This window comes from Tannerella forsythia (genome assembly GCF_001006485.1).
Taxonomy (GTDB): Bacteria; Bacteroidota; Bacteroidia; order Bacteroidales; family Tannerellaceae; genus Tannerella; species Tannerella forsythia.
The window spans coordinates 65,668-86,727 of the sequence record NZ_JUET01000134.1 but is presented as its reverse complement, the minus strand read 5'-3'; the positions used below and the strand labels follow the sequence as shown (position 1 = coordinate 86,727).

The window sequence follows — 21,060 nt, the reverse complement described above, 5'->3', positions numbered from 1 at the left end:
GTGTTTTAAATAAGATACCGGAATGTCATGCCGACATTTTGGACATTTAAATGAAGCGATTCCTTCGGGAATTTTTGTTTCATCAACTTTTAAACCGACCTTACAATGCGGGCATTTTACCGGAATCATACAATGATTGAAACGTCAGCGTCATCCATTCCCGAAGTAATGTCGATAATATCTTCGTAAGAAGCGATTTCCACATCGTCGGAAAGCGTGATGAAATCGGTATCGTCAAGCACCTCGTCCACCATTACGAAATCACTCACGGTCGTTTCATTGACGTCGATCAGCAAGACTTCATTCACGTCATTGTCTATCGTTACGAATGTATGTTCATTGTCCATGTCCATCTTTTTCTGTTTTTTATTCGTTATTCTGTCACAAAGATAAGCATTAAAATCGTATGTGATTTAATTCTTAACCATTAACGTACGAAGCAGGGAGATTATTGTACAAAATCATTGTTTTATATGCATCATGCTGTTTTTTTTACCCATTTTGCGCGACATGAACCGACGGAGCATTGCTTTTTATTGGCCAGAGACTCCCAGGGGATTTCGCCGAGGAACGTTCCGCATTTTGGACAGACATAATCGATTTTGAACTGATTGGACAGGCGTTGCATCAAAGCCGGGATTTTGGCGGATTGCCTGGCTCCGAGGTAAATACCCAGGGTAGGTGCACATACGGCCAATGCCAAACTGCCAATAAAAACACCTTGGAGATGTTTTCCGAGAACTCCGATAACAAGTCCTGCCACTCCGACAAAAGCAAAAGGCAGTGATTGGAAGATACGTGTCTTGAACTGATTGGTAGACTGGATTCGTATCTTTTCTTTGATATATCGTTCATAGACAGGTTTTAAGGCCGCAAATTCTTCACTGTAGTCGTTATCCGATTTCAAAACGGCCTGTATTTCGAGGACATAATGATCTCCGAGCATAATGACATCAGAGGGCGTGACTCTTTTTTTGATTACACGGTCACCATTGACATAGGTGCCGTTTGCGGAGTCCGTATCTTCAATAAAAAGACGACCGTTTTCATCGCGGATCAACCGTGCATGATACCGGCTTACATGTACGTCGTTTACTACAAAGTCATTGTCATTTGCTTTACCGATCCGGATAATCATCGTGAGTCTTTGCTTTTTGCAGTGATTAGCGCATCTTGTTCCAAACTCTCCTTCAATGCTTTCAGTGGCTCTCTGGGTACAATTAATTCGCGAGGTTTCGAACCCGGCACGAGCAACAACAATTTTTGTTTCGGCAAGTTAATTTGCAAGATATAATTTTTGTTGATGATATAGCTTTTGCCTACTCGGACAAGTTGTGATCCGGAGTCTGAAGCTTGTGTATCCAACATTCTTTCGATTTTTCCGATATTGATTGCAAATGTAAACTGAATACCCTCTGTCAATAGCAGTTTAGTGTAATTCCGATCTGCTTCGAGATAAAGTATGTTGCTGATGCGCATGCGCAACAACTCATCTCTCGTTTTTATGATCAAATACCGATCCATCCTTTTTATTTAGCAGGTATAGTCATTATTGAGGAGCAAAAGTAGGCTTTTTCTACGATCTATCCAAAGAAAAAAGATAAAAAAGAGCATGTCAGCAATCACTGTTGGTCTGACATACTCCTTAATTTCTTTTTTTCTAAAAGATTCCTAAAAGAAGGACTGTCCGTATTATCCTTCAATCGCAGCTTGAGCGGCTGCAATGCGTGCAATCGATACGCGGAAAGGCGAACAGCTTACGTAATCCAATCCTACCTGATGACAGAATTTTACGGACGAAGGCTCTCCTCCATGTTCCCCACAGATGCCGCACTTCAAGTCCGGACGTACGGCTCGACCTTTTTCCGTGGCCATGCGAATCAACTGTCCGACTCCATTCTGATCGAGTACCTGGAACGGATCGACCTTCAGAATTTTCTTTTCCAGATAAATCGGGAGGAAAGAAGCAATGTCATCACGTGAATAGCCAAAGGTCATTTGAGTCAGGTCATTCGTTCCGAACGAGAAGAATTCGGCCTTCGAGGCGATCTTATTTGCTGTCAGAGCAGCACGCGGCACTTCGATCATCGTACCGATCTTAAAATCGATTTTATCTCCCTGTTCGGCAAAGAGCGCTTCCGCTTCGGCGCGAATCACTTCTTCCTGTTCTTTGAATTCGTATACGATGCCGGTGAGTGGCACCATGATTTCGGGATACGTTGAGATGCCTTCTTTTTTGAGTTCGAGCGCAGCCCCAAGGATCGCGCGTGTCTGCATCTGTGTGATCTCGGGATACGTATTTCCCAGACGGCATCCCCGATGTCCGAGCATCGGATTCTGTTCATGCAAGGCATCCACGCGCTGCCGGATGTATTCCACACTTACGCCCATTGCATCGGCCAGTTCCTGCTGACCTTTCGGATCGTGAGGTACAAACTCGTGCAACGGCGGATCGAGCAGTCGAACCGTAACGGGATATCCGGCCATGGCTTTGAAAATCCCTTTGAAATCGGCCTGTTGATAGGGCAGGATTTTTGCCAATGCTTTCTTTCGTTCCTCGGCATTCTCGGAGAGAATCATTTCACGCATGGCTTTGATTTTATCGCCTTCGAAGAACATATGTTCCGTGCGGCACAATCCGATACCTACGGCGCCGAATCTGCGTGCAACTTCTGCGTCGTGCGGTGTGTCGGCGTTTGTACGCACTTTAAGACGGGTATACTTATCCGCCAGTCTCATAAGCTCTGCAAAGTCGTCGAGCAGTTCGGCGGCTTGCGTATGCACCTCGTCTTTATACACTTCGCCCGTCGTACCGTTGATGGAGATATAATCGCCTTCCTTCAATACCGTTCCGTCTATTTCGACCGTACGATTCTTATAATCGATGTTCAATGCACCTGCTCCCGATACGCAGCATTTTCCCATGCCACGAGCTACGACAGCAGCGTGCGAGGTCATTCCTCCGCGAGCGGTCAGGATACCTTCGGCCACGGCCATACCCGCCAAATCTTCGGGGGATGTCTCGATACGTACAAGTACGATCTTATGTCCTTCATCGTACCATTTCGCCGCATCATCTGCGAAGAATACGATCTGTCCGGCAGCTGCTCCCGGCGAAGCGGGAAGTCCGCGTGTCAGCACTTTCGCCTTCTTTAACGCTTCTTTATCAAATACAGGATGAAGCAGCTCGTCTAATTTGTTCGCATCGATACGTTTCAATGCCGTTTTTTCATCAATCATGCCTTGACGCATCAGGTCCATGGCAATTTTCACCATCGCCGCACCGGTACGTTTTCCGTTACGGGTTTGCAGGAACCAGAGTTTGCCCTCCTGCACGGTAAATTCCATGTCCTGCATGTCGCGGTAGTGATTTTCTAATTTTGTCTGAATCGCATCTAATTCTTTGTATATATCGGGCATGGCTTCTTCCATCGAAGGATATTCGGCTGCTCTGAGCGCTTCAGGTATTCCGGCCAGTTCCGCCCAACGTTGCGAACCGATTTTGGTGATCTGTTGAGGTGTACGGATACCGGCTACCACATCTTCGCCTTGTGCATTGATGAGGTATTCGCCGTTAAACAAGTCTTCGCCGTTCGCTGCGTCACGTGAGAAACAAACACCGGTAGCAGAAGTTGCTCCCATGTTACCGAAAACCATGGCTTGTACATTGACGGCCGTTCCCCATTCAGCCGGGATGCCTTCCATCTTACGATATAAAATAGCGCGTTCGTTCATCCAGGAGTCAAAGACGGAGCAGATGGCTCCCCACAGCTGTTCATAAGCAGACGTCGGGAAGTCACAGCCGGTTTGTCTCTTTACGGCTGCTTTGAATTTCACTACCAGCTCTTTCAGTCCTTCTACATCAAGCTCATGATCAAGTGTGACCCCTTTGGCTTTCTTTACCTCTTCAATGATTTTCTCGAAGGGGTCGATATCTTCTTTGTTTTCGGGTTTCATTCCCAGTACCACATCGCCGTACATCTGTACGAAGCGGCGATACGAATCCCATGCAAAGCGCGGATTGTTCGTCTTACGCGCCAGCCCTTCGACCACTTCGTCATTGAGCCCCAGATTCAGAATCGTATCCATCATCCCGGGCATCGAAGCCCGGGCTCCGGAACGTACCGAGACGAGTAGAGGGTTCTCTACATCTCCCAACCTTGAGTGCATGAATGATTCGACATGAGCTACCGCATTTTTCACTTCGTCTTGCAATCGTTCCACCACTTTTTCTTTTCCGATTTTATAATACTCGTTGCAGACATCGGTTGTGATGGTAAATCCCGGAGGAACGGGCACTCCGATCAGGTTCATTTCTGCCAAGTTGGCTCCTTTTCCACCCAGCAGATTCCGCATATCTGCCCGCCCTTCGGCTTTTCCGTTGCCAAAGGTGTAAACTCTCTTTATTTCCATATATTTGTTGAATTATGATAAGTCATTGACATCTCCACAATGCAAATATAGCTGTTTTTATTGCTGATTTCCAAATAAAGCGCAATGATATTTTTATGTTTTAAAACTATTTTTGATTCTATCCGAAAGTTAGTTTTTATATTTGCGTGGCGAATTTTTAATTATTCACAGATTTGACACGAAAAAAGACCCCCCTCCCGATACTGGAAGAGGTAGAGATCACGGATGTTGCAGCCGAAGGCAAAGCAATTGCCAAAGTGAATGAAATGGTTGTTTTTGTGCCATGGGCGGCACCGGGGGATGTAGTAGATATCCGTCTGACCCGTAAACGAAGTCATTATGCAGAGGGAAATGCTATCGCATTCCATAAGTACAGCGAGAAACGGGTAGTTCCTTTTTGCGAACATTTCGGCGTATGCGGAGGCTGCAAATGGCAACATCTGCCTTATGAAGAGCAGCTGCGTTACAAACAAACACAAGTTACGAATAGTCTGACGCGAATCGGGAAAGTGCCGATAGGAGAGGTGCTGCCGATTCTCGGTTCGGAGCGTACGACGCATTACCGTAATAAACTGGAGTTTACATTTTCAAATAAGCGCTGGCTGACTGAACGGGAGGTGGCTTCCGGTATCGAATATACGGAAATGAACGCGCTGGGATTTCATATTCCGGGCATGTTCGATAAGGTGCTCGACATCCGGCGTTGCTGGTTGCAGGACGATGTGTCGAACCGGATTCGGCTATGTGTGAAAAATTTTTGTCTGACGCATGAAGGCTATCCATTCTTCGACTTGAAAAATCAGGAAGGCTTTGTGCGTACGTTAATGATACGTACCGCTTCGACCGGTGAGCTGATGGTCGTGCTGGCTTTCTTCAAAGAAGATCAAGCGCTCCGTGAAGCGTTGTTGGAGCATCTGCTGGAGCAAATACCGGAAATTACGTCACTGATGTACGTCATCAACAGGAAACGGAATGATACGCTGACCGACCTTGATATCGAATTATATCGTGGTAAAGATCATTTGATGGAGCGGATGGAGGATTTACAATTCAAGGTAGGGCCGAAGTCTTTCTATCAGACAAACAGTGAACAGGCTTACCGACTGTATGATGTGGTTCGGAAATTTACGGGACTGACCGGTACTGAAACGGTTTATGACCTTTATACCGGTACCGGAACAATTGCCAATTTCATTGCCCGTAAAGCCCGCAAGGTCATAGGTATCGAATATGTACCCGAAGCAATTGAGGATGCGAAGGTAAATGCGCAACTGAACGGCATTGACAATGTAACGTTCTTTGCCGGCGATATGAAAGATCTGCTCACGACAGCTTTTATCGAAGACCATGGACGGCCGGACGTAGTCATCACCGACCCTCCACGTATGGGTATGCACAACGACGTGATTGATACGATCTTGAAGGCGTCACCTGAAAAAATAGTCTACGTCAGTTGTAATCCGGCCACGCAAGCACGCGACATCGAACGGATCGGTTGGTATTACGACGTCGTGAAAATTCAGCCGGTCGATATGTTTCCGCATACGCATCATGTAGAGAATGTAGCCTTACTTCGTAAAAAAAATGCATAGAAATACCTCTTTTTTCCTGCTTCTCTTTTTGTTTCTCCTGCTGTGCGGATGCTACAGTGGAGGAAGCCGTTCTCAGAGTGACGCCACTTCGGATGACTGGCCGTCCATCCAAGCAAAGGGAGAGATTACCGCTGTGACACTCAACAGTTCCACGTCGTATTTCCAATATAAGATGCAGGCGATGGGGTACGAGTACGATCTCATTGCCGGCTTTGCCCGCCAGCACGGATTGCGTTTAAATATTAAGGTCGCCGAAAACATTACCCGTCTGATGGAGATGTTGCTGTCGGGCGAGGCCGATGTGGCGGCTTACCCGATTACCATCGATAATAAGTTGAAAGAACAGATGCTTTTTTGCGGCTATGAGCGGCAATCGAATTTGGTTATCGTTCAGCGCACCGGACATGGAGATACGGTTTTGAAGGATGTGACGCAATTAATCGGAAAAGAAGTCTGCATAAAACCGTATCGACGCTATCGTGAGCGACTTGAGAACCTTAACAGCGAGTTGGGGGGAGGGATTCGTATTGTCAATATCGATAAAGACACCGTATCGTCGGAAGACCTGATTGAAATGGTGGCCAAAGGCAAGATCGATTACACGGTGTGTGAAGACGATGTGGCCAGACTGAATCGCACATATTACCGTAATATTGATATCAGTCTGCAGATCAGTTTTAAGCAGCGCTCTTCGTGGGCTGTGCGCAGAAGCTGTTCGCAACTGGCTTCGGCCATTAATGCGTGGGCGTCGAACATGACCGGAAAAAGTTCATACCGGTCGGCGATCAAACGTTACTTTGAGCTTTCGAAAGTATCACTAAACAGGATCGATATGCCCAAGGTCGCGAACGGACAGATCTCTCCGTATGACGACCTGTTCAAGCGTTATGCCGGTCGACTGGGGTGGGATTGGCGTTTGCTGGCATCGATTGCGTATCAGGAGTCCCATTTTCAACCCCAGATTGTTGCCTGGAGTGGTGCCGAGGGATTGATGGGGATCTTGCCGGCTACTGCACGAGGGCTGGGATTCGACGCGGGAGACATGCAAGACCCGGAGAAAAACGTACAAGCTGCGATAGAATGCCTGCGCCGTTTTGGAAAAGGATTTGCTTCACTCGACTCGCTCGAACGGATTAAACTTACGCTTGCTTCTTACAATGCCGGAATCGGACATATCTATGATGCGCAAAGACTGGCGCAGAAGTACGGGCGTAATCCGAACGTATGGAGCGATCATGTGGCCGAGTTTATTCGCTTGAAAGCCGAAGCGCAGTATTATACCGATTCGGTGTGCAAATTCGGTTATCTGCGCGGTACGGAGACCTATAACTATGTCTCCGACGTGCTAAACCGCTATGAATACTACCGGAAAGAAACGGAAAGCCTTGAGAACCGTTGATCGTACCTCTTTCGATACGAATAGAAACAGTGCAGAGAAAACGTTGTCTTCTCTGCACTGTTTGATAAAGTATTATTCTTTTTTTAGTATCCCGGGTTCTGTTGCTGGTCTCTCAGATTATCGGGCAACAGAAAGAGTTGTTCTTCGTGAATGGGCAGGATGTTTTTGAAATAATCAAATTCGATAACTCCTTCCGATCGGTCTTTACGAAATTTATATTTATCTTTTTCATCAGCATTACGCCATCTCACGACCGGTTTTTGATTCCTCCACAAGTCCCATGCTCTGTGTCCTTCCGCGAAGAGTTCCAATCTTCTCTCATACAAAATATCATCGATGGTTAATGCAGCGGTATACTTTTCCGGTTCGGTTGTTGTCCGTTCTTTTCTCAACGAGTTAAGTAATATTGCGGCTTCACTGCCTCTTCCGAGTTTCAGCAGCGCTTCGGCAGCAATCAGATATATTTCGGACAGACGATAAACTTTGATATTGTTGACTGCATACATTTCTCTACCTGGATATTTAGGCGTCGGGAAGAATCCGGACCCTTTATTATCCTCATACCAAACAAATAGCTTGAATCGTTCATCTTCCTGATCTTGTGCTTTCAGCTCATCGAAATGAGGGCTTGACGATATATCTTTATATCCCTGTGTTCCGTCTGCTAATGCATAATAACCAATAGAAGCGATACCATTGTTATCTTCCTGTGTAACATCGAGTTCAAAAATTGCCTCGGAAGTATATGCTGTTTTCCAACTCTTTACATACTCCGTTCTTGGAATCAAGCTATATGCTTTGTTTTTGATGAGTTTATCAGCGTATTCGAATGCCTTTTCATAATTGCCCATGTATAAATAGGCGCGAGCAAGCACGGCCGTTGCTCCATCCTGTCCTAATCGACCGTTTATTTTTCCGGTTTCCAAATTGGGTAATGCATTTTCCAACTCTTTGATGATAAATTCATAGACTTTGGTTACCGGCTGGCGTAGCATGGATTCTGGCTCTTTAATCGGCTTAGGGCCATCCATGATGGGAATACATAGGGCATCGGCCTTGATCTTCCCTTTTCCCAAATTGACCGGAAGAGGACCGTACAGTTTGGACAGATCAAAATGTACCATTGCGCGCAGTGCTTTTATCTCGGCTATCAGTTTTGTTTTTGCCGGAGATTCTTGAAGATTTTTACTCCTTTCTAGAACATCATTCATGTGAGCAATCAGTTTATAGATATGCTTATAGAGATTCGTCGGACAAGCGATCTTTGTCCATGAGTAATCCGAGTAGGTATTTAACCAACCGCTTCCCGAATAAGGTGACAGCGCATCATCACCTAACATATCGCCTGCAGTCAGATACTGTCCGTCATAGTAGGTGTTGATCGTCATTCGGTTATATGCGCCTAAAACTGCCGCATTCAGATCGTCAACGGTTGTGATGGCCGATCTGCTGTCCAACGAATCGGATGGGTTTATATTTAATTCCGAATCTTTGCATGCGGAGAAAGACAGGAGAAATGAAATGAAACAAATTATTTTTTTCATAGCTGATTAAGTTTATAAGTTAATATTAATTCCGAATCTGAAAGAACGCAAAGGTGGAAATTCGTCCGTATAGTCGAATCCGTAACCGCTTTGGGGGACTTCAGGGTCAATATAATTCTTTTTGAAGAGTGTAAAGATGTCTGTGGCATTAAAATACAGCCGCACATTCGAAAGAGAGGCCTTAGAAAGCCATTTCTTGGGTAAGTTATATCCGAAGGTGATATTTTTGAGCTTGATAAAGCTGCCGTCGATCAAACGTCTGTTACTGTTGTTCCATCCCTGATCTGGGGCCCCATAGATCAGGCGTGCATATTCGGCATTATCTCCGGGCTTTTGCCAATGCTTGCCGTAAGAGTCTTTGCGTATGTTATACTCTCCGATGGTTCTTCCGTCGGTATGGTTGAATGATTTTGGATCATACAGTTTACCCCCTTTTTTGAAGATGAAGAGGAATGAAAGATCAAATCCTTTATATTCGAATCGATTGGTCAAACCTCCCATGAAGTCGGGGATTCCTGTTCCCACTTTTACTTTTTCCGCTTCGGAAGCTTTGCTGGTAAGGGATCGGTCAATTCCTGTTACATTGCCGTTGGCATCTTTGATTTCCTTGTTCTTGTACCATTGCGGCTGTCCTGTTTGTGCGTTCACACCGGCCCATTCCCTGAGTTTGAACGTATACATATCGTCTCCTTCTCCGTAGAAGTAAGGAAAGTTATCGATGGGTTTATCTAATTTTTTGATTTTCGAGGTATAATGAGTTAAATTAAACTGTGTGCTCCATTTGAAGTCGTTCGTTTCGATGTTGACGGAATTAAATTCCAACTCGATCCCCTTGTTTTCAAGCTCTCCCCGGTTTTCGGTATACGTTTCAAATCCGGTACTCCACCAGAGAGGAGAGTTATTGATCAATCCTTTGGTATTTTTTTGATAGAACTCAAGCGTCCCGGAGAAACGCTCGAAGATTCTGAAATCGAATCCTCCGTTCCAGGTGTAAGATTTTTCCCATTCTAAGATGTTGTTTTCAATCTGATACAACTGAAAAGCAGGTTTGCCCAGATACTTTTCAGAGATCGAATAGAGACCTAGCGTGCTGTAATATTTTGTGGGCAGATTTCCAGTCGTACCGTACGAAAGTTTCAGCTTCAGCATGTCTAACCACTGAATGGGTTTCATGAAGTGCTCTTCCGAAAGAACCCAGGCGGCCGAAGTAGAAAAGAAATCTCCCCATCGGGTATCCGGTGAAAGCCTCGAACTGCCGTCACGGCGCCACGAAAGAGAACCGAAATATTTTTGATCATAATTGTAGTCGATTTTTGACAGATAGGAAATCAGTCTATCGTCGCCGATCGTTTCAGAGATGTCGTCTTTGACGGCTCCGTTCGAGAGATACATCAACTTGTATGTGCCGAATGTTTTGGTACTGGCTCCAATTCTGTTTGACGTATAATTTTTATATTCCATGCCTGCAAGGATATTGGCATGATGTTTTCCGAATCCTTTGTCGAACACGAGCAGGTTGGAGGTTGTCAGGTCCCAGAGGTCACGTTTGTATCGCGACAGATGTCCCTGCTCTTTCAACCCGTCGTTGCTTCTGGGGTCAATGACACGGCGGTCGTCGGAAAAAATAAAATCAATCCCATTTGTCGATGTGAATTTCAACCAATCAGTAAAGGTTATTTCCAGCCCGATATGGGTCAAAGAACGCATCGTTTTATTGATTCTTTCGTTCATCTGTTGATTGAGAATTGGGTTGGGGAATTTGTTGCTGAATCCGGCGAGGTTATTATACGATCCATCGGATAAGGTTACCGGAGCCGACGGATTTACTCCGTAATATGCAAACATGGGGTTGGCGTAATAACTACCGTTTGACAAGGCTCCGTCTTGTCTTGCACGACTTAGTTTTTCGCTCAGTTTCAAGAGTACGCGGTCGTGGAGTTTGAGATTCAACGAGAGGGCTCCGGAGAAACGTTCAAAAACACTACCCTGCACTAGCCCATCGTTTTTGAGGTATCCGAACGAGACATAATACGTGGTCTTGTCTCCTCCTCCATTCAGCGATAAGTCATATTTCTGCACGGCTCCCGTCTTGAAAATGGCATCTTTCCAATTGACGATGCGTGGGTTGGTGATAAACATTTTCTGCTGTTCGGGCGTCATGTTTTTATAATTGAATGTTCCGTCAAACGGGTCGTCCGGATGATACAGTCCGCTTGCGGCAGCAAGATTCCGGTAGGCATAACGTTCGGCTTCGGGCAGCAAACTTTCGTAAGTATCCGCTTTTGCCTGTTCCGGCATGGCTTTTCTGTCATAGAGGTATTTGTTTTTCAGCGATTCCCATGTATACTGTGCGTATTGTCCGGCATCCATATAGTCCAATGCATGCGGAGTGGCAAAATCGCTTGTTCCGTATTCTGCCGTAAATGCGATATGTGTTTTTCCTCTCCGCCCTGATTTTGTTGTAATCAGCACCACACCGTTGGCTCCACGCGAACCGTAGAGGGCCGTTGCGGCAGCATCTTTGAGAATCGTTTGCGACTCAATGTCTTCGGGGTTAATCAGGTTCAGTACAGAAGCTGAAGTCTGGGTTGATGTCACGTCACCGGCCAATACCGGGATACCGTCTATGACATACAATGGACTACGATTTCCGGTAATGGAGCCTACTCCCCGTATACGTATCGTTGGCATTGAGCCGGGTTGTCCGTAACTTTCCGAGATGGTTACCCCGGCAGCTTTCCCTTGCAGCGCACTGATAGGAGATATTGCCGCCGATTCACGTAAAGAGGCTGCATCTACTTTAGATGCCGAGCCCGTAAAAGCGGATTTTTTGGCCGTACCGTAAGCGACAACAATGACTTCGTCTAAGGTTTCGGTATCGCCCATCAGGGTAATCTTCATGTCCGGCTGTGCCACAGCCTCCTGCGTCTTAAAACCTACGAACGAAAAGACTAATGTCGATCCATTGGGTACCCAAAGGGTAAACTTACCATCGATGTCGGAAATCGTTCCTTTCGAACGGTCGGTTTTGAGCACGATGGATGCTCCCGTTACCGGTTCTCCCTGCTCGTCGACCACGGTGCCCTGCACCTGTGTCTGAGCCATCACAGACCCTGCTCCTATAAGGAGGGAGGCCATTAGTAAAAAGATTTTTTGTCTCATACCTTAAAATGTTTAACAGTTAATTTTTTATGTCTCATTCTTCATTCGTTCAATCCTTAGTATATGGTTGTTTGGCTTTCGGCATCTGGATGTTTTTTGCCAGATCATCTCTGCCATCACATTCATGTTTTTACCTCTCTGAAAAAAAAAAGTTGTAAATATTTGTAATACAGTGGGTTTATAAAGTAAAGAGACGTGTCCTTCCACAAGGTTCATTGGAGCAACAGAACATTCGTTCTCACCCACGACGCCTCCATATAATCGTACGCGTGGCTCGTTGCGTTCAACAGAACTTCGGGACGATACAACGCGTGTTTGGGAGATGTTTGAACAAGATTCGTTCTTTCTAATGCAAGTTTCGTTGGGTTCAACGGAACTTCGGTTGGATGGAACGGAAGACCAGCGGAAGGCAACGCAACGTCGGCTCGCAAGGCCTGAAATCGCCCGCGTTTCACCCGATGTTTTCTGGCATTCGGCCAATACCGGACTGTTTTCTACTGACTTTGTGTCAGGGCGTACGAATCTCCAGTACGTCGTAACGCAATGGTTCCCTGCTCCAATGCTCTGCCACACGAAAAGGCAGCTACGCCTATAGATGCTTTTGTTAAATAATATTAACGGGGGGGGGGTGGATAATTGATGGCAAGCTCTCTTTCTTTCCTTCAGAATAGTGCACACGAAGAGAATGAACATTTTTTATAATATTGTTCATCAAGATATTAAAGTTTGTCTTCTTCTCTTTCATGTCTCGTTTTTATGAGATTGACGCCCTTGGTCGTTTCATATATTTGATGACAAAGATATAAAAAATATCATATACAAAGTTTTTTTTCTGATGAAGCGTTTTTTTGTTGTGGTTAGATGGATAATGGTTGGGTTGCTATTCCAACTTCAAGACAGCAAGGAATGCTTTCTGTGGCACCTCAACCGTGCCGATCTGTTTCATGCGTTTTTTTCCTTCTTTTTGTTTTTCAAGCAACTTGCGTTTACGCGAAACGTCACCGCCGTAACATTTGGCTGTTACGTCCTTGCGAACGGCTTTGATTGTTTCACGGGCAATGATTTTTGCTCCGATGGCCGCCTGTATGGCGATGTCGAATTGCTGTCGCGGAATGAGTTCCTTAAGTTTTTCGCACATGCGCCGGCCGAAGGTAACGCTGTTGTCGAAGTGCGTGAGAGTAGAAAGGGCATCGACCGGCTCACCGTTAAGCAAAATATCGAGTTTGACGAGTTTGCCCGGCCGGTAATCGTGCAGATGGTAGTCGAACGACGCATATCCTTTCGAAACGCTCTTCAATTTGTCGTAAAAGTCGATCACGATCTCGCCCAGCGGGAGGTCGTAGAAAAGCTCGATTCGGTTACCGGTAATGTAATCCTGTTTGATGAGAATACCGCGCTTACCAAGGCAGAGTGTCATAATCGGTCCGATATACGTCGTTTGTGTGATGATGGAAGCCCGGATAAACGGTTCCTCGATATGGTCGATCTGGGTGGGATCGGGCAAGCCGCCGGGGTTGTGTACTTCGGTACAGAGTCCTTTTTTATCGTACACTTTGTACGATACGTTCGGAACGGTCGTAATTACATCCATGTCGAACTCGCGATCTAAACGCTCCTGAATGATTTCCATGTGCAGCAGTCCGAGGAATCCGCATCGGAATCCGAAACCCAGCGCCACCGAACTTTCAGGTTGAAATGTCAGAGAAGCATCGTTTAACTGTAATTTTTCGAGTGAGGTGCGCAGGTTCTCAAAATCTTCGGGAGCAATCGGATACACACCAGCAAAGACCATCGGTTTCACCTCCTCGAATCCAGCGATGGCTTCGGCGGCAGGCCGTTTGACATGCGTAATCGTATCTCCAACCTTTACCTCTTTCGACGTTTTGATACCGGAGATAATGTATCCCACATCGCCTGTGCGTACTTCTTTGCGGGGGCTCATTTCGAGCTTCAGTACACCTACTTCGTCAGCATCATATTCTTTGCCGGTAGCAATAAACTTCACAAGGTCACCCTGACGGAGCGTACCGTTCACTACTTTGAAATAGGCGATGATTCCGCGAAACGAGTTGAACACCGAGTCAAAAATCAGACACTGGAGCGGAGCTTCCGGATCACCCGAAGGAGGAGGCACACGCTCCACAATGGCGTTAAGGATATCATATACACCCTCCCCTGTTTTGCCGCTGGCGCGAAGAATCGAATCCCTCGGACAGCCGATCAGTTCGACGATCTGATCTTCGATTTCTTCAGGCATCGCACTCGGGAGGTCTATTTTATTGATCACGGGAATAATTTCGAGATCGTTCTCAATAGCCATATACAAGTTTGAGATCGTTTGCGCTTGAATCCCCTGGGCCGCATCGACGATGAGCAGAGCGCCTTCGCAAGCTGCGATCGAACGGGATACTTCGTACGAGAAATCAACGTGTCCCGGGGTATCGATCAGGTTCAATACAAATTTCTCTCCCTTATATTCGTATTCCATCTGTATCGCGTGGCTTTTGATCGTAATGCCTCGCTCGCGCTCTAAATCCATATTGTCGAGCACTTGCGACTGCATGTCTTTTGCAGCTACGGTCTTCGTGTATTCGAGCAGGCGGTCGGCCAGAGTGCTTTTCCCATGGTCGATATGGGCGATGATGCAAAAATTGCGGATATGATTCATTATGTCAAATTTCTGTTTTGCCGGCAAAGATACGAATTTCAGAAAAATTTCATACCTTTGGCATGGCTTTTGTTCTTTCGGATAACAGATGACAATTCAAGAAATACAGACTGCTTGTACACGTACGACGGAGGCGCTCGACCGGGGGGCGCTTAAAACAGCCTTTGATACGCTTCAAGGGTTGATTGCCGGTTCACAAACCTATACGTATCAAAACAAACTCGACAAATTACAGGAGACGTATCAATATATGCTTCGTTATTATATAGAAGGTTCGGGAGACCCTATGCAGGAACAGATTTATGCAGGGATTCGGACGCAAACATACGAGCTGACAGATCGACTGCGACATGAACTTTTGGCAGATATTTCTCCTGAAACGTGTTATGCCGCCCGTCGTACTCTGACATTTGATCCGGTTGAGACCGGCACTCTGCTTAAACAAATTCCACTCTATGCCGAGGCCGAAGAAACGGAACCCTACGAAGCGTCCGTAAATCGGTTGTTCGGATATCTCTGGACAACCACTTTTCTCTCGCAGGAGACGGTTGTTGCTGTTCGGGAAGCATTGGCCGATCCTCACTACCCGTCGGCAGCCAGAAGTCAGATCGTTTCGGCGCTCCTGCTTGGTCTGCAACAGACATTCGACAAGGAGAAGTTACTGTTGCTTTTCGATGCGGCTTCCCCCGTGTCTGATGAAACGATTCGTATTCGTGCACTGATTGCCATTATCCTGACGTTGTACACGTATCGCCGGCGCACGGCGTTTTATCCGGAGATTGAACGTCAACTCGGATTGTTGGCCGAATCACCTGATTTCAAACGACTCTTGTTGACCATCATTCTTCGCTTCATCCTTGCCCGTGAAACGGAGAAGATATCACATAAACTGCAAGAAGAAATCATTCCGGAGATGATGAGACTGCGCCCCCAAATCAATCTGGGAGTTTCATGGTCTGATCTCATTGCTGAGCTTTCCAACGATGAGATGAATCCGGAATGGAAAAGCGACAAGCTCACGAAGTGGCTCGAAGAATATAACGAAATGCAGGAAGAAGGAGCTGACGTAATGCATTCAACATTCATTCACCTCAAGCATTTTTCATTCTTTCGGGAAGTCGGAAACTGGTTCCTGCCTTTTTCAATCGATCACTCTACACTTAAATCCAAAGCCGATATCGGTATTACAACGATTGATACTTTACTACAGGCATCGTTTATGTGCGATTCCGATAAGTATTCGCTTTACTTCAGTCTGGAGCAGATTCCCGAAACACATCGGAAAATGATTCTCCATCAACTTGATGTCCAGATTAATCAGATAAACGCACAGCAGGCGCAGGAACTGAAAAATCGACAGACGAAAGCCGAAAATGTCATCGGTTTGTATATCCAGAGTCTTTACCGTTTCTATAAGTTGTATCCTCGGCATGCCGACTTTGATGATATCTTTAACGAAAAACTTGACTTTCATCACTTAACTATGCTGAAACCGTATATTTCGGATACGGAAACGTTATTGCAGATTGCCGAGTTTTATCTCAGAAAAGGGTATTTTGAAGATGCTCTGACGATTTACCGTCGCCTGATCGAAGAAGGTACGGGAGATGAAGTGTTGTATCAGAAATCCGGATATTGCCGACAAATGGCCGGTGATATGGAAGGTGCCTTGCGCGATTATCTGCGCTCGGAAATGCTGAACCCCGAAAGTCCATGGTTGCTCCGGCGTATTGCAGGGTGTTATCGAACGTTGAAACAACCTGAAGAAGCTTTGAAGTTCTTTTTGCGTTACGATACGATCAGTCCCGATAACCTCTCTGTCCTGATGAATATCGGGCATTGTTACTCAGAGCAGAAAGATTATAAGGAGGCACTCAGATATTATTTTAAAGTAGATTATCTTAGTCCGGATAACAGGAAAGCGCAGCGAGCGATCGCATGGTGCTCATTCTTGAGCGGGAAATATGATCAGGCGCGTAATTACTACCGAAAAGTGTTGGAAGATGAACCTCAGGCACAGGATTTCCTCAATGCCGGCCATACGGAATGGGCAGTGCAGAACATGAAAGGCGCTCTCGAACTGTATAAACAGTCTGTGTATGCCGCCGGCAATTTCAAGGCGTTTCAGGAATTATTAAAGGAAGACATTCCCGACCTGATACGCGCCGGTATCAAACCGTCGGAAATGCCTTTACTGATGGATCAGTTGCGTTATTCGCTCGGATGACTTTCCAAACGTAATACGGCACCTTTTATCCCTTTGGCCGATGCTTCGAAAGTAATCGTTCCCGCTTTCTCTCCCGACTGCACGATGGCTGTTAACATGCCTTTGAAAAGGGGCATTTCCGGCAGATGAAACGGTTGCAAGCAGGTTACATCGCCATTTGCTGCCGCACGGTAGGTGCCTGCACCTTTCACCTTAAAACGAATTATTTTGTCTGCTTCGGGGCACACGTTACCATCTTTATCTACGATCTTGACCGTAATGAATGAGAGGTCTTTGCCGTCGGCTTTCAACGAAGTACGGTCGGCCGAGAGTTCGATCCGATATGGAGCGCCGGCCGTGTGCATTTCTTTTTCGGCAACGGCCTTGCCATTGCTGTCATAAGCTACTACTTTCACAGTACCCGGCTCGTATTTCGTATCCATCCACATCAGCCGATAGCGCTTCTGGCGAGTGAACGAAGCCGCATCTTCCGGAGTATTGCTGTTCTCCTGCGTTACGGTCATGTCTTTCGATCGTTTACCCTGACTGATTCCGTTGATAAACAACTCGGCCGACGGATAGTTCGTGTAAATAAAAACCGGAGTTGTTTCCCCTTCACGTCCCGGCCATGTCCAGTGCGGAAGGATATGCAACGTTTCCTCTTTCTTGTTCCAGTGACTGCGATAGAGGTAGTAACGGTCTTTGGGAATACCGGCCAAATCGATGATCCCGAACAGGGAACTGTGGTTAGGCCAGTCGCTGTAGTAAGGGGTCGGTTCGCCGAGGTAATCGAATCCGGTCCATACAAATTCGCCGATGCAGTAGGGACGATCTTCATGCTGTATAAAGTCATCTTCCGGGAGGCTCGACCAGTTGCAATGCTCCACATCGTAACTGCTGCTCTGATGATCTTCGTAACGTGCCATCGCTTTGCGCTCGACCGGAAATTTATAGACGCCGCGCGAGCTGACGGTCGACGCCGTCTCACTGCCCAGAATGATTTGCTGCGGAAGTTTTTCGTAGGCTTCATCGTAAGCCTTCAAGCGATAATTCATACCTGCGACATCGAACGTAGCGGCAAAATTATTATTGATGATGGCCGATCCCTGATCCATCCCCGCTGTTACCGTGCGGGTAGGGTCTTCACGATGACAGATGTCTTGCATCATGCGGGCAAGATAAACGCCTCCGGGCGCTACCTGATCAGGTACCTCGTTGCCGACACACCACATAACGACGCTCGGATGGTTACGGTAACGGCGCACAAGATTTACCAAATCTTTTTCCATCCATCCGTCGTAGAAAAGGTTGTATCCGTTACGGCACTTGGGTGTCTTCCATTCGTCGAAACTTTCAGCCATAACCATCATCCCCATCTCGTCGCAGGCTTCGATCAGTTCGGGTGCCGGCATATTGTGCGATGTACGAATGGCATTACAGCCCATGTCTTTGAGGATACGTATCTGTCGGCGGATCGCTGCGTCGTTGACTGCTGCTCCCAATGGTCCCAAATCGTGATGGTTGCATACGCCTCGAAAGTATGTTTTCACTCCGTTCAGGTAAAAGCCGTCGTTCGGACGGATCTCAAGAGAACGGATGCCGAATCGGTCGGTCTGTTCGTCTTTCAATGCATTATCCAGGTAGAGCCTTGTCACTGCCGTGTAGAGCGATGGTGTTTCGGGTGTCCAGAGCAACGGATCATGGATCCACAGCGAGGTCTCTGTATAGCCCTCTGCCAGCAGAGACGTGTCGATTTTTGACGAAATGGTCCCGAGTTCCCGTCCGTCGGGCGTACGGATTTCCGTTTCTATTCGTAGTTCTCCACGTATCGTGGCAGGATAAGCTATCTGTGTACGGAATACGATTTTCGCATTTTGTTTGCGTACGACAGGGGTCATGATCTGTGTGCTCCATAGCGGAAGATGTACGTCGTCCATAGTGATCAGGTATACACGGCGATAAAGGCCTGCTCCCGGATACCAGCGTGAGGACTCCGGTTTGTTTTCAAGCCGTACGGCCAGCGTATTGTCGCCCTCACGATTGATATTGTCTGTTACATCGAAATAAAATGAGTTATATCCGTAAGGCCAGTATCCGACTTCATAACCGTTTACATAAATGTGTGCGTTGCTCATCGCACCGTCGAAGAGAAGAATGACACGCTGTTCCTTTGCGGATGCCGGCAGTTGAAACGTTGTACGATACCAGCCGACCCCGACGAAAGGCAATCCTCCCGTCCGTCCGGCATGTTCCATCGCTTCTTTCTGACCATCCTGCGTAATAGCTACTTCCTGCTTATCGTGATGGACGCTGAACGGGCCGTAAATTGCCCAGTCGTGCGGTACCGTCACTCGCTGCCATCGGCTGTCGTCAAAACCCGGTTCGGCCGATCGGGCATCGTCCGTTCGTGTAAATCGCCAGTTTTTCTCTAAGACTGTCTTTGTTCGCACTTGTGCTGTCGCGATACTCAGTACCATACATGCGGTCAAAAGACCTGTTGTCCATTTTCTTTTCATCTTATATTTAGTTGTTTATGGTTTATCGTTCCATCGGTAGGAGACTATTGAACGGCCCGGTAGATGACACTGGATCAAACGCTCGCTTTCGCCCATGAAGAATGTACAGGGGGTTGAAGATTTATTCATGACAACGAAGGCATAGCTACCGTTTGGATTCAGAAAAGCACTGCCTGTAACCCCTTCCGGTAATTTGCCCTCGATTCCGACACGTACGGCTCCGGGCTTCACGACCGATGCCAAATGTGCAATCACGAAATAATGTGAATTGCGAGTGATTGTTTTATAATCCGTTGTATCGATATCAACAGTTCCATAACAGTTTTGGCAACCTCCCTCACGGTTAGGCCCCTGTCTGCTGTCGAGCATCAGATTCCATACGATGACTCCCTTACAGTGGTTATTCACCGTTCCCAGCCCGATTTCGCACATATCTTCGAGCAGACGCATCCGGAAATTGCGCCCGTCGTTCCAAGCACCAATGGAGGCCTCGGTAAACATCAGTTCCTTATTGGGGTAAGCCGCATGGATGCGGTTCAGTTCACTTTTGTCGCCCGAATAATGATGATAGGCTGCTCCGGCAATGTATGTCGACGCCTCGGTATCGGCGTAGAGATGCAGCGGATAATCCTGCTGATCTTCCATTCGATCGTAATCGAAATTATGATCGAAAGCATAGATTTTCGTTTTCAGTCCGGCCGTTTTGAACTTCGGGCCGAGCGCCGTTTTTATGAATGCCAGCTGTTCACGCCATCCCATATACAGAGAAGCCGAGTTTCCTCGATTCAGCGGTTCATTCTGAGGGGTAATGGCATAGATCGGAATACCTTCTTTCTGAAATGCCTGTATCCATTTTACGAAATACGTGGCATAATCCCCGTAATAAAGCGGACTGAGGTGTCCGCCGGTCCATGAACGGAAAGAGAGCTTTGTTTTCAGGTCGGAGATTTTCATCCAAGTCGGACAAGTCCACGGCGACCCCATCACCTTTAATGACGGATTGATTCGCAGAATTTCTTTCAGGACAGGGATGACGTATATTGTTTCTTCGGCCGTCAGTGAAAAGTGTTCAATGCCTTTCTTATCGCAACACGTATATTCACTCAGCGAAAAATCAGAGCAGCCGATCGAAATGCGTACATAGCTGAACCCCATCCTGTCGGGAGAGAACGTTTCGTATAGAAAAGCCGAACGGTTTTCCGGTGTCATCCGCATCAGGTTATAGGCTGTCGAACCTGTAATGGCTGCTCCGAAACCGTCCATCGTCTGATAACGCACCGCCGTATCGAGCGTAATGAGGAGATCGGTATCTTTCAAGCCTTCTTCATGAAACGAAATGATTTCATAAGCAAATTCTTTCGTACGGTCGGACGTTGTCGTAAACAGATCGACTGTTTCTACAGACTGAAATTCGCAACCGCCCATTCCTATCCCTGCAAGGAATACCCCGTATATCCATTGATACATTTTTTTCATACCATCTATTCAAATATGGCGTAAATATAGGTACAAAAAACGAATACGGTATTTTTTCGAAATGAAAAAAAGCCTCTGAAAATA

At 46.6% G+C, this 21,060-nt stretch carries 13 protein-coding genes; 4 read left to right on the top strand and 9 right to left on the bottom strand.

The genetic code is table 11. The features are described from left to right. Positions 1-125: 125 nt before the first annotated feature. The 4 genes from Tanf_RS12905 to ppdK form a co-directional block, all read right to left on the bottom strand. A complete protein-coding gene (locus Tanf_RS12905; protein ID WP_014226089.1) occupies positions 126-353 on the bottom strand; it encodes a hypothetical protein in 228 nt (75 codons plus the stop codon). A 125-nt stretch (positions 354-478) separates the two neighbouring features. Then, positions 479-1,138: an FHA domain-containing protein gene (locus Tanf_RS12900; RefSeq protein WP_014226088.1), complete on the bottom strand. Its 660-nt coding sequence runs from the start codon at positions 1,136-1,138 to the stop codon at positions 479-481. Beyond that, the gene (locus tag Tanf_RS12895) at positions 1,135-1,524 is read right to left on the bottom strand and encodes a LytTR family DNA-binding domain-containing protein (protein WP_046472598.1); all 390 of its coding nucleotides are present in this window, start codon (positions 1,522-1,524) and stop codon (positions 1,135-1,137) included. The genes Tanf_RS12900 and Tanf_RS12895 overlap by 4 nt, the downstream gene beginning before the upstream one ends. Positions 1,525-1,692: 168 nt before the next feature. Then, positions 1,693-4,413, bottom strand: a complete 2,721-nt coding sequence (ppdK, locus tag Tanf_RS12890) for a pyruvate, phosphate dikinase (protein WP_046826134.1) — start codon at positions 4,411-4,413, stop codon at positions 1,693-1,695. Between the two features lie 173 nt (positions 4,414-4,586). Between ppdK and rlmD the strand changes: the two genes are divergently transcribed. Next, complete coding sequence (rlmD, locus tag Tanf_RS12885; RefSeq protein ID WP_014226085.1) at positions 4,587-6,005, top strand: 23S rRNA (uracil(1939)-C(5))-methyltransferase RlmD; 1,419 nt, start codon at positions 4,587-4,589, stop codon at positions 6,003-6,005. Beyond that, positions 5,998-7,404: an MltF family protein gene (locus tag Tanf_RS12880; RefSeq protein WP_046826133.1), complete on the top strand. Its 1,407-nt coding sequence runs from the start codon at positions 5,998-6,000 to the stop codon at positions 7,402-7,404. Before rlmD ends, Tanf_RS12880 begins: the two co-directional genes overlap by 8 nt. 83 nt (positions 7,405-7,487) lie before the next feature. Here the strand turns inward: Tanf_RS12880 and Tanf_RS12875 are convergent, their stop codons facing one another. Together Tanf_RS12875 and Tanf_RS12870 are read right to left on the bottom strand one after the other, a co-directional pair. Beyond that, entirely contained in the window at positions 7,488-8,948 is a 1,461-nt protein-coding gene (locus Tanf_RS12875) for a RagB/SusD family nutrient uptake outer membrane protein (protein WP_052299298.1), read from the bottom strand. 12 nt (positions 8,949-8,960) lie between these two features. Then, positions 8,961-12,110 carry a SusC/RagA family TonB-linked outer membrane protein gene (locus tag Tanf_RS12870; RefSeq protein ID WP_080948647.1) on the bottom strand — a complete coding sequence of 1,050 codons (3,150 nt, stop codon included), beginning with the start codon at positions 12,108-12,110 and terminating at the stop codon, positions 8,961-8,963. Positions 12,111-12,432: 322 nt separating this feature from the next. Here Tanf_RS12870 and Tanf_RS14960 point away from each other — a divergent pair, with 322 nt between their 5' ends. After that, positions 12,433-12,705: a hypothetical protein gene (locus tag Tanf_RS14960; protein WP_140230642.1), complete on the top strand. Its 273-nt coding sequence runs from the start codon at positions 12,433-12,435 to the stop codon at positions 12,703-12,705. 285 nt (positions 12,706-12,990) lie between these two features. Here the strand turns inward: Tanf_RS14960 and lepA are convergent, their stop codons facing one another. Continuing rightward, a complete protein-coding gene (lepA, locus tag Tanf_RS12865; protein WP_046826131.1) occupies positions 12,991-14,778 on the bottom strand; it encodes a translation elongation factor 4 in 1,788 nt (595 codons plus the stop codon). A gap of 88 nt (positions 14,779-14,866) precedes the next feature. Between lepA and Tanf_RS12860 the strand changes: the two genes are divergently transcribed. Continuing rightward, positions 14,867-17,005 carry a tetratricopeptide repeat protein gene (locus Tanf_RS12860; RefSeq protein WP_046826130.1) on the top strand — a complete coding sequence of 713 codons (2,139 nt, stop codon included), beginning with the start codon at positions 14,867-14,869 and terminating at the stop codon, positions 17,003-17,005. On the opposite strand, the gene galB is transcribed toward Tanf_RS12860, so the two are convergent. Both galB and Tanf_RS12850 read right to left on the bottom strand, forming a co-directional pair. Next, entirely contained in the window at positions 16,990-19,500 is a 2,511-nt protein-coding gene (galB, locus tag Tanf_RS12855) for a beta-galactosidase GalB (protein WP_046826129.1), read from the bottom strand. The two genes, Tanf_RS12860 and galB, sit on opposite strands and share 16 nt — an antisense overlap. Positions 19,501-19,515: 15 nt before the next feature. Continuing rightward, positions 19,516-20,925 carry an endo-1,6-beta-glucanase gene (locus Tanf_RS12850; RefSeq protein ID WP_046472699.1) on the bottom strand — a complete coding sequence of 470 codons (1,410 nt, stop codon included), beginning with the start codon at positions 20,923-20,925 and terminating at the stop codon, positions 19,516-19,518. Positions 20,926-21,060: the final 135 nt, after the last annotated feature.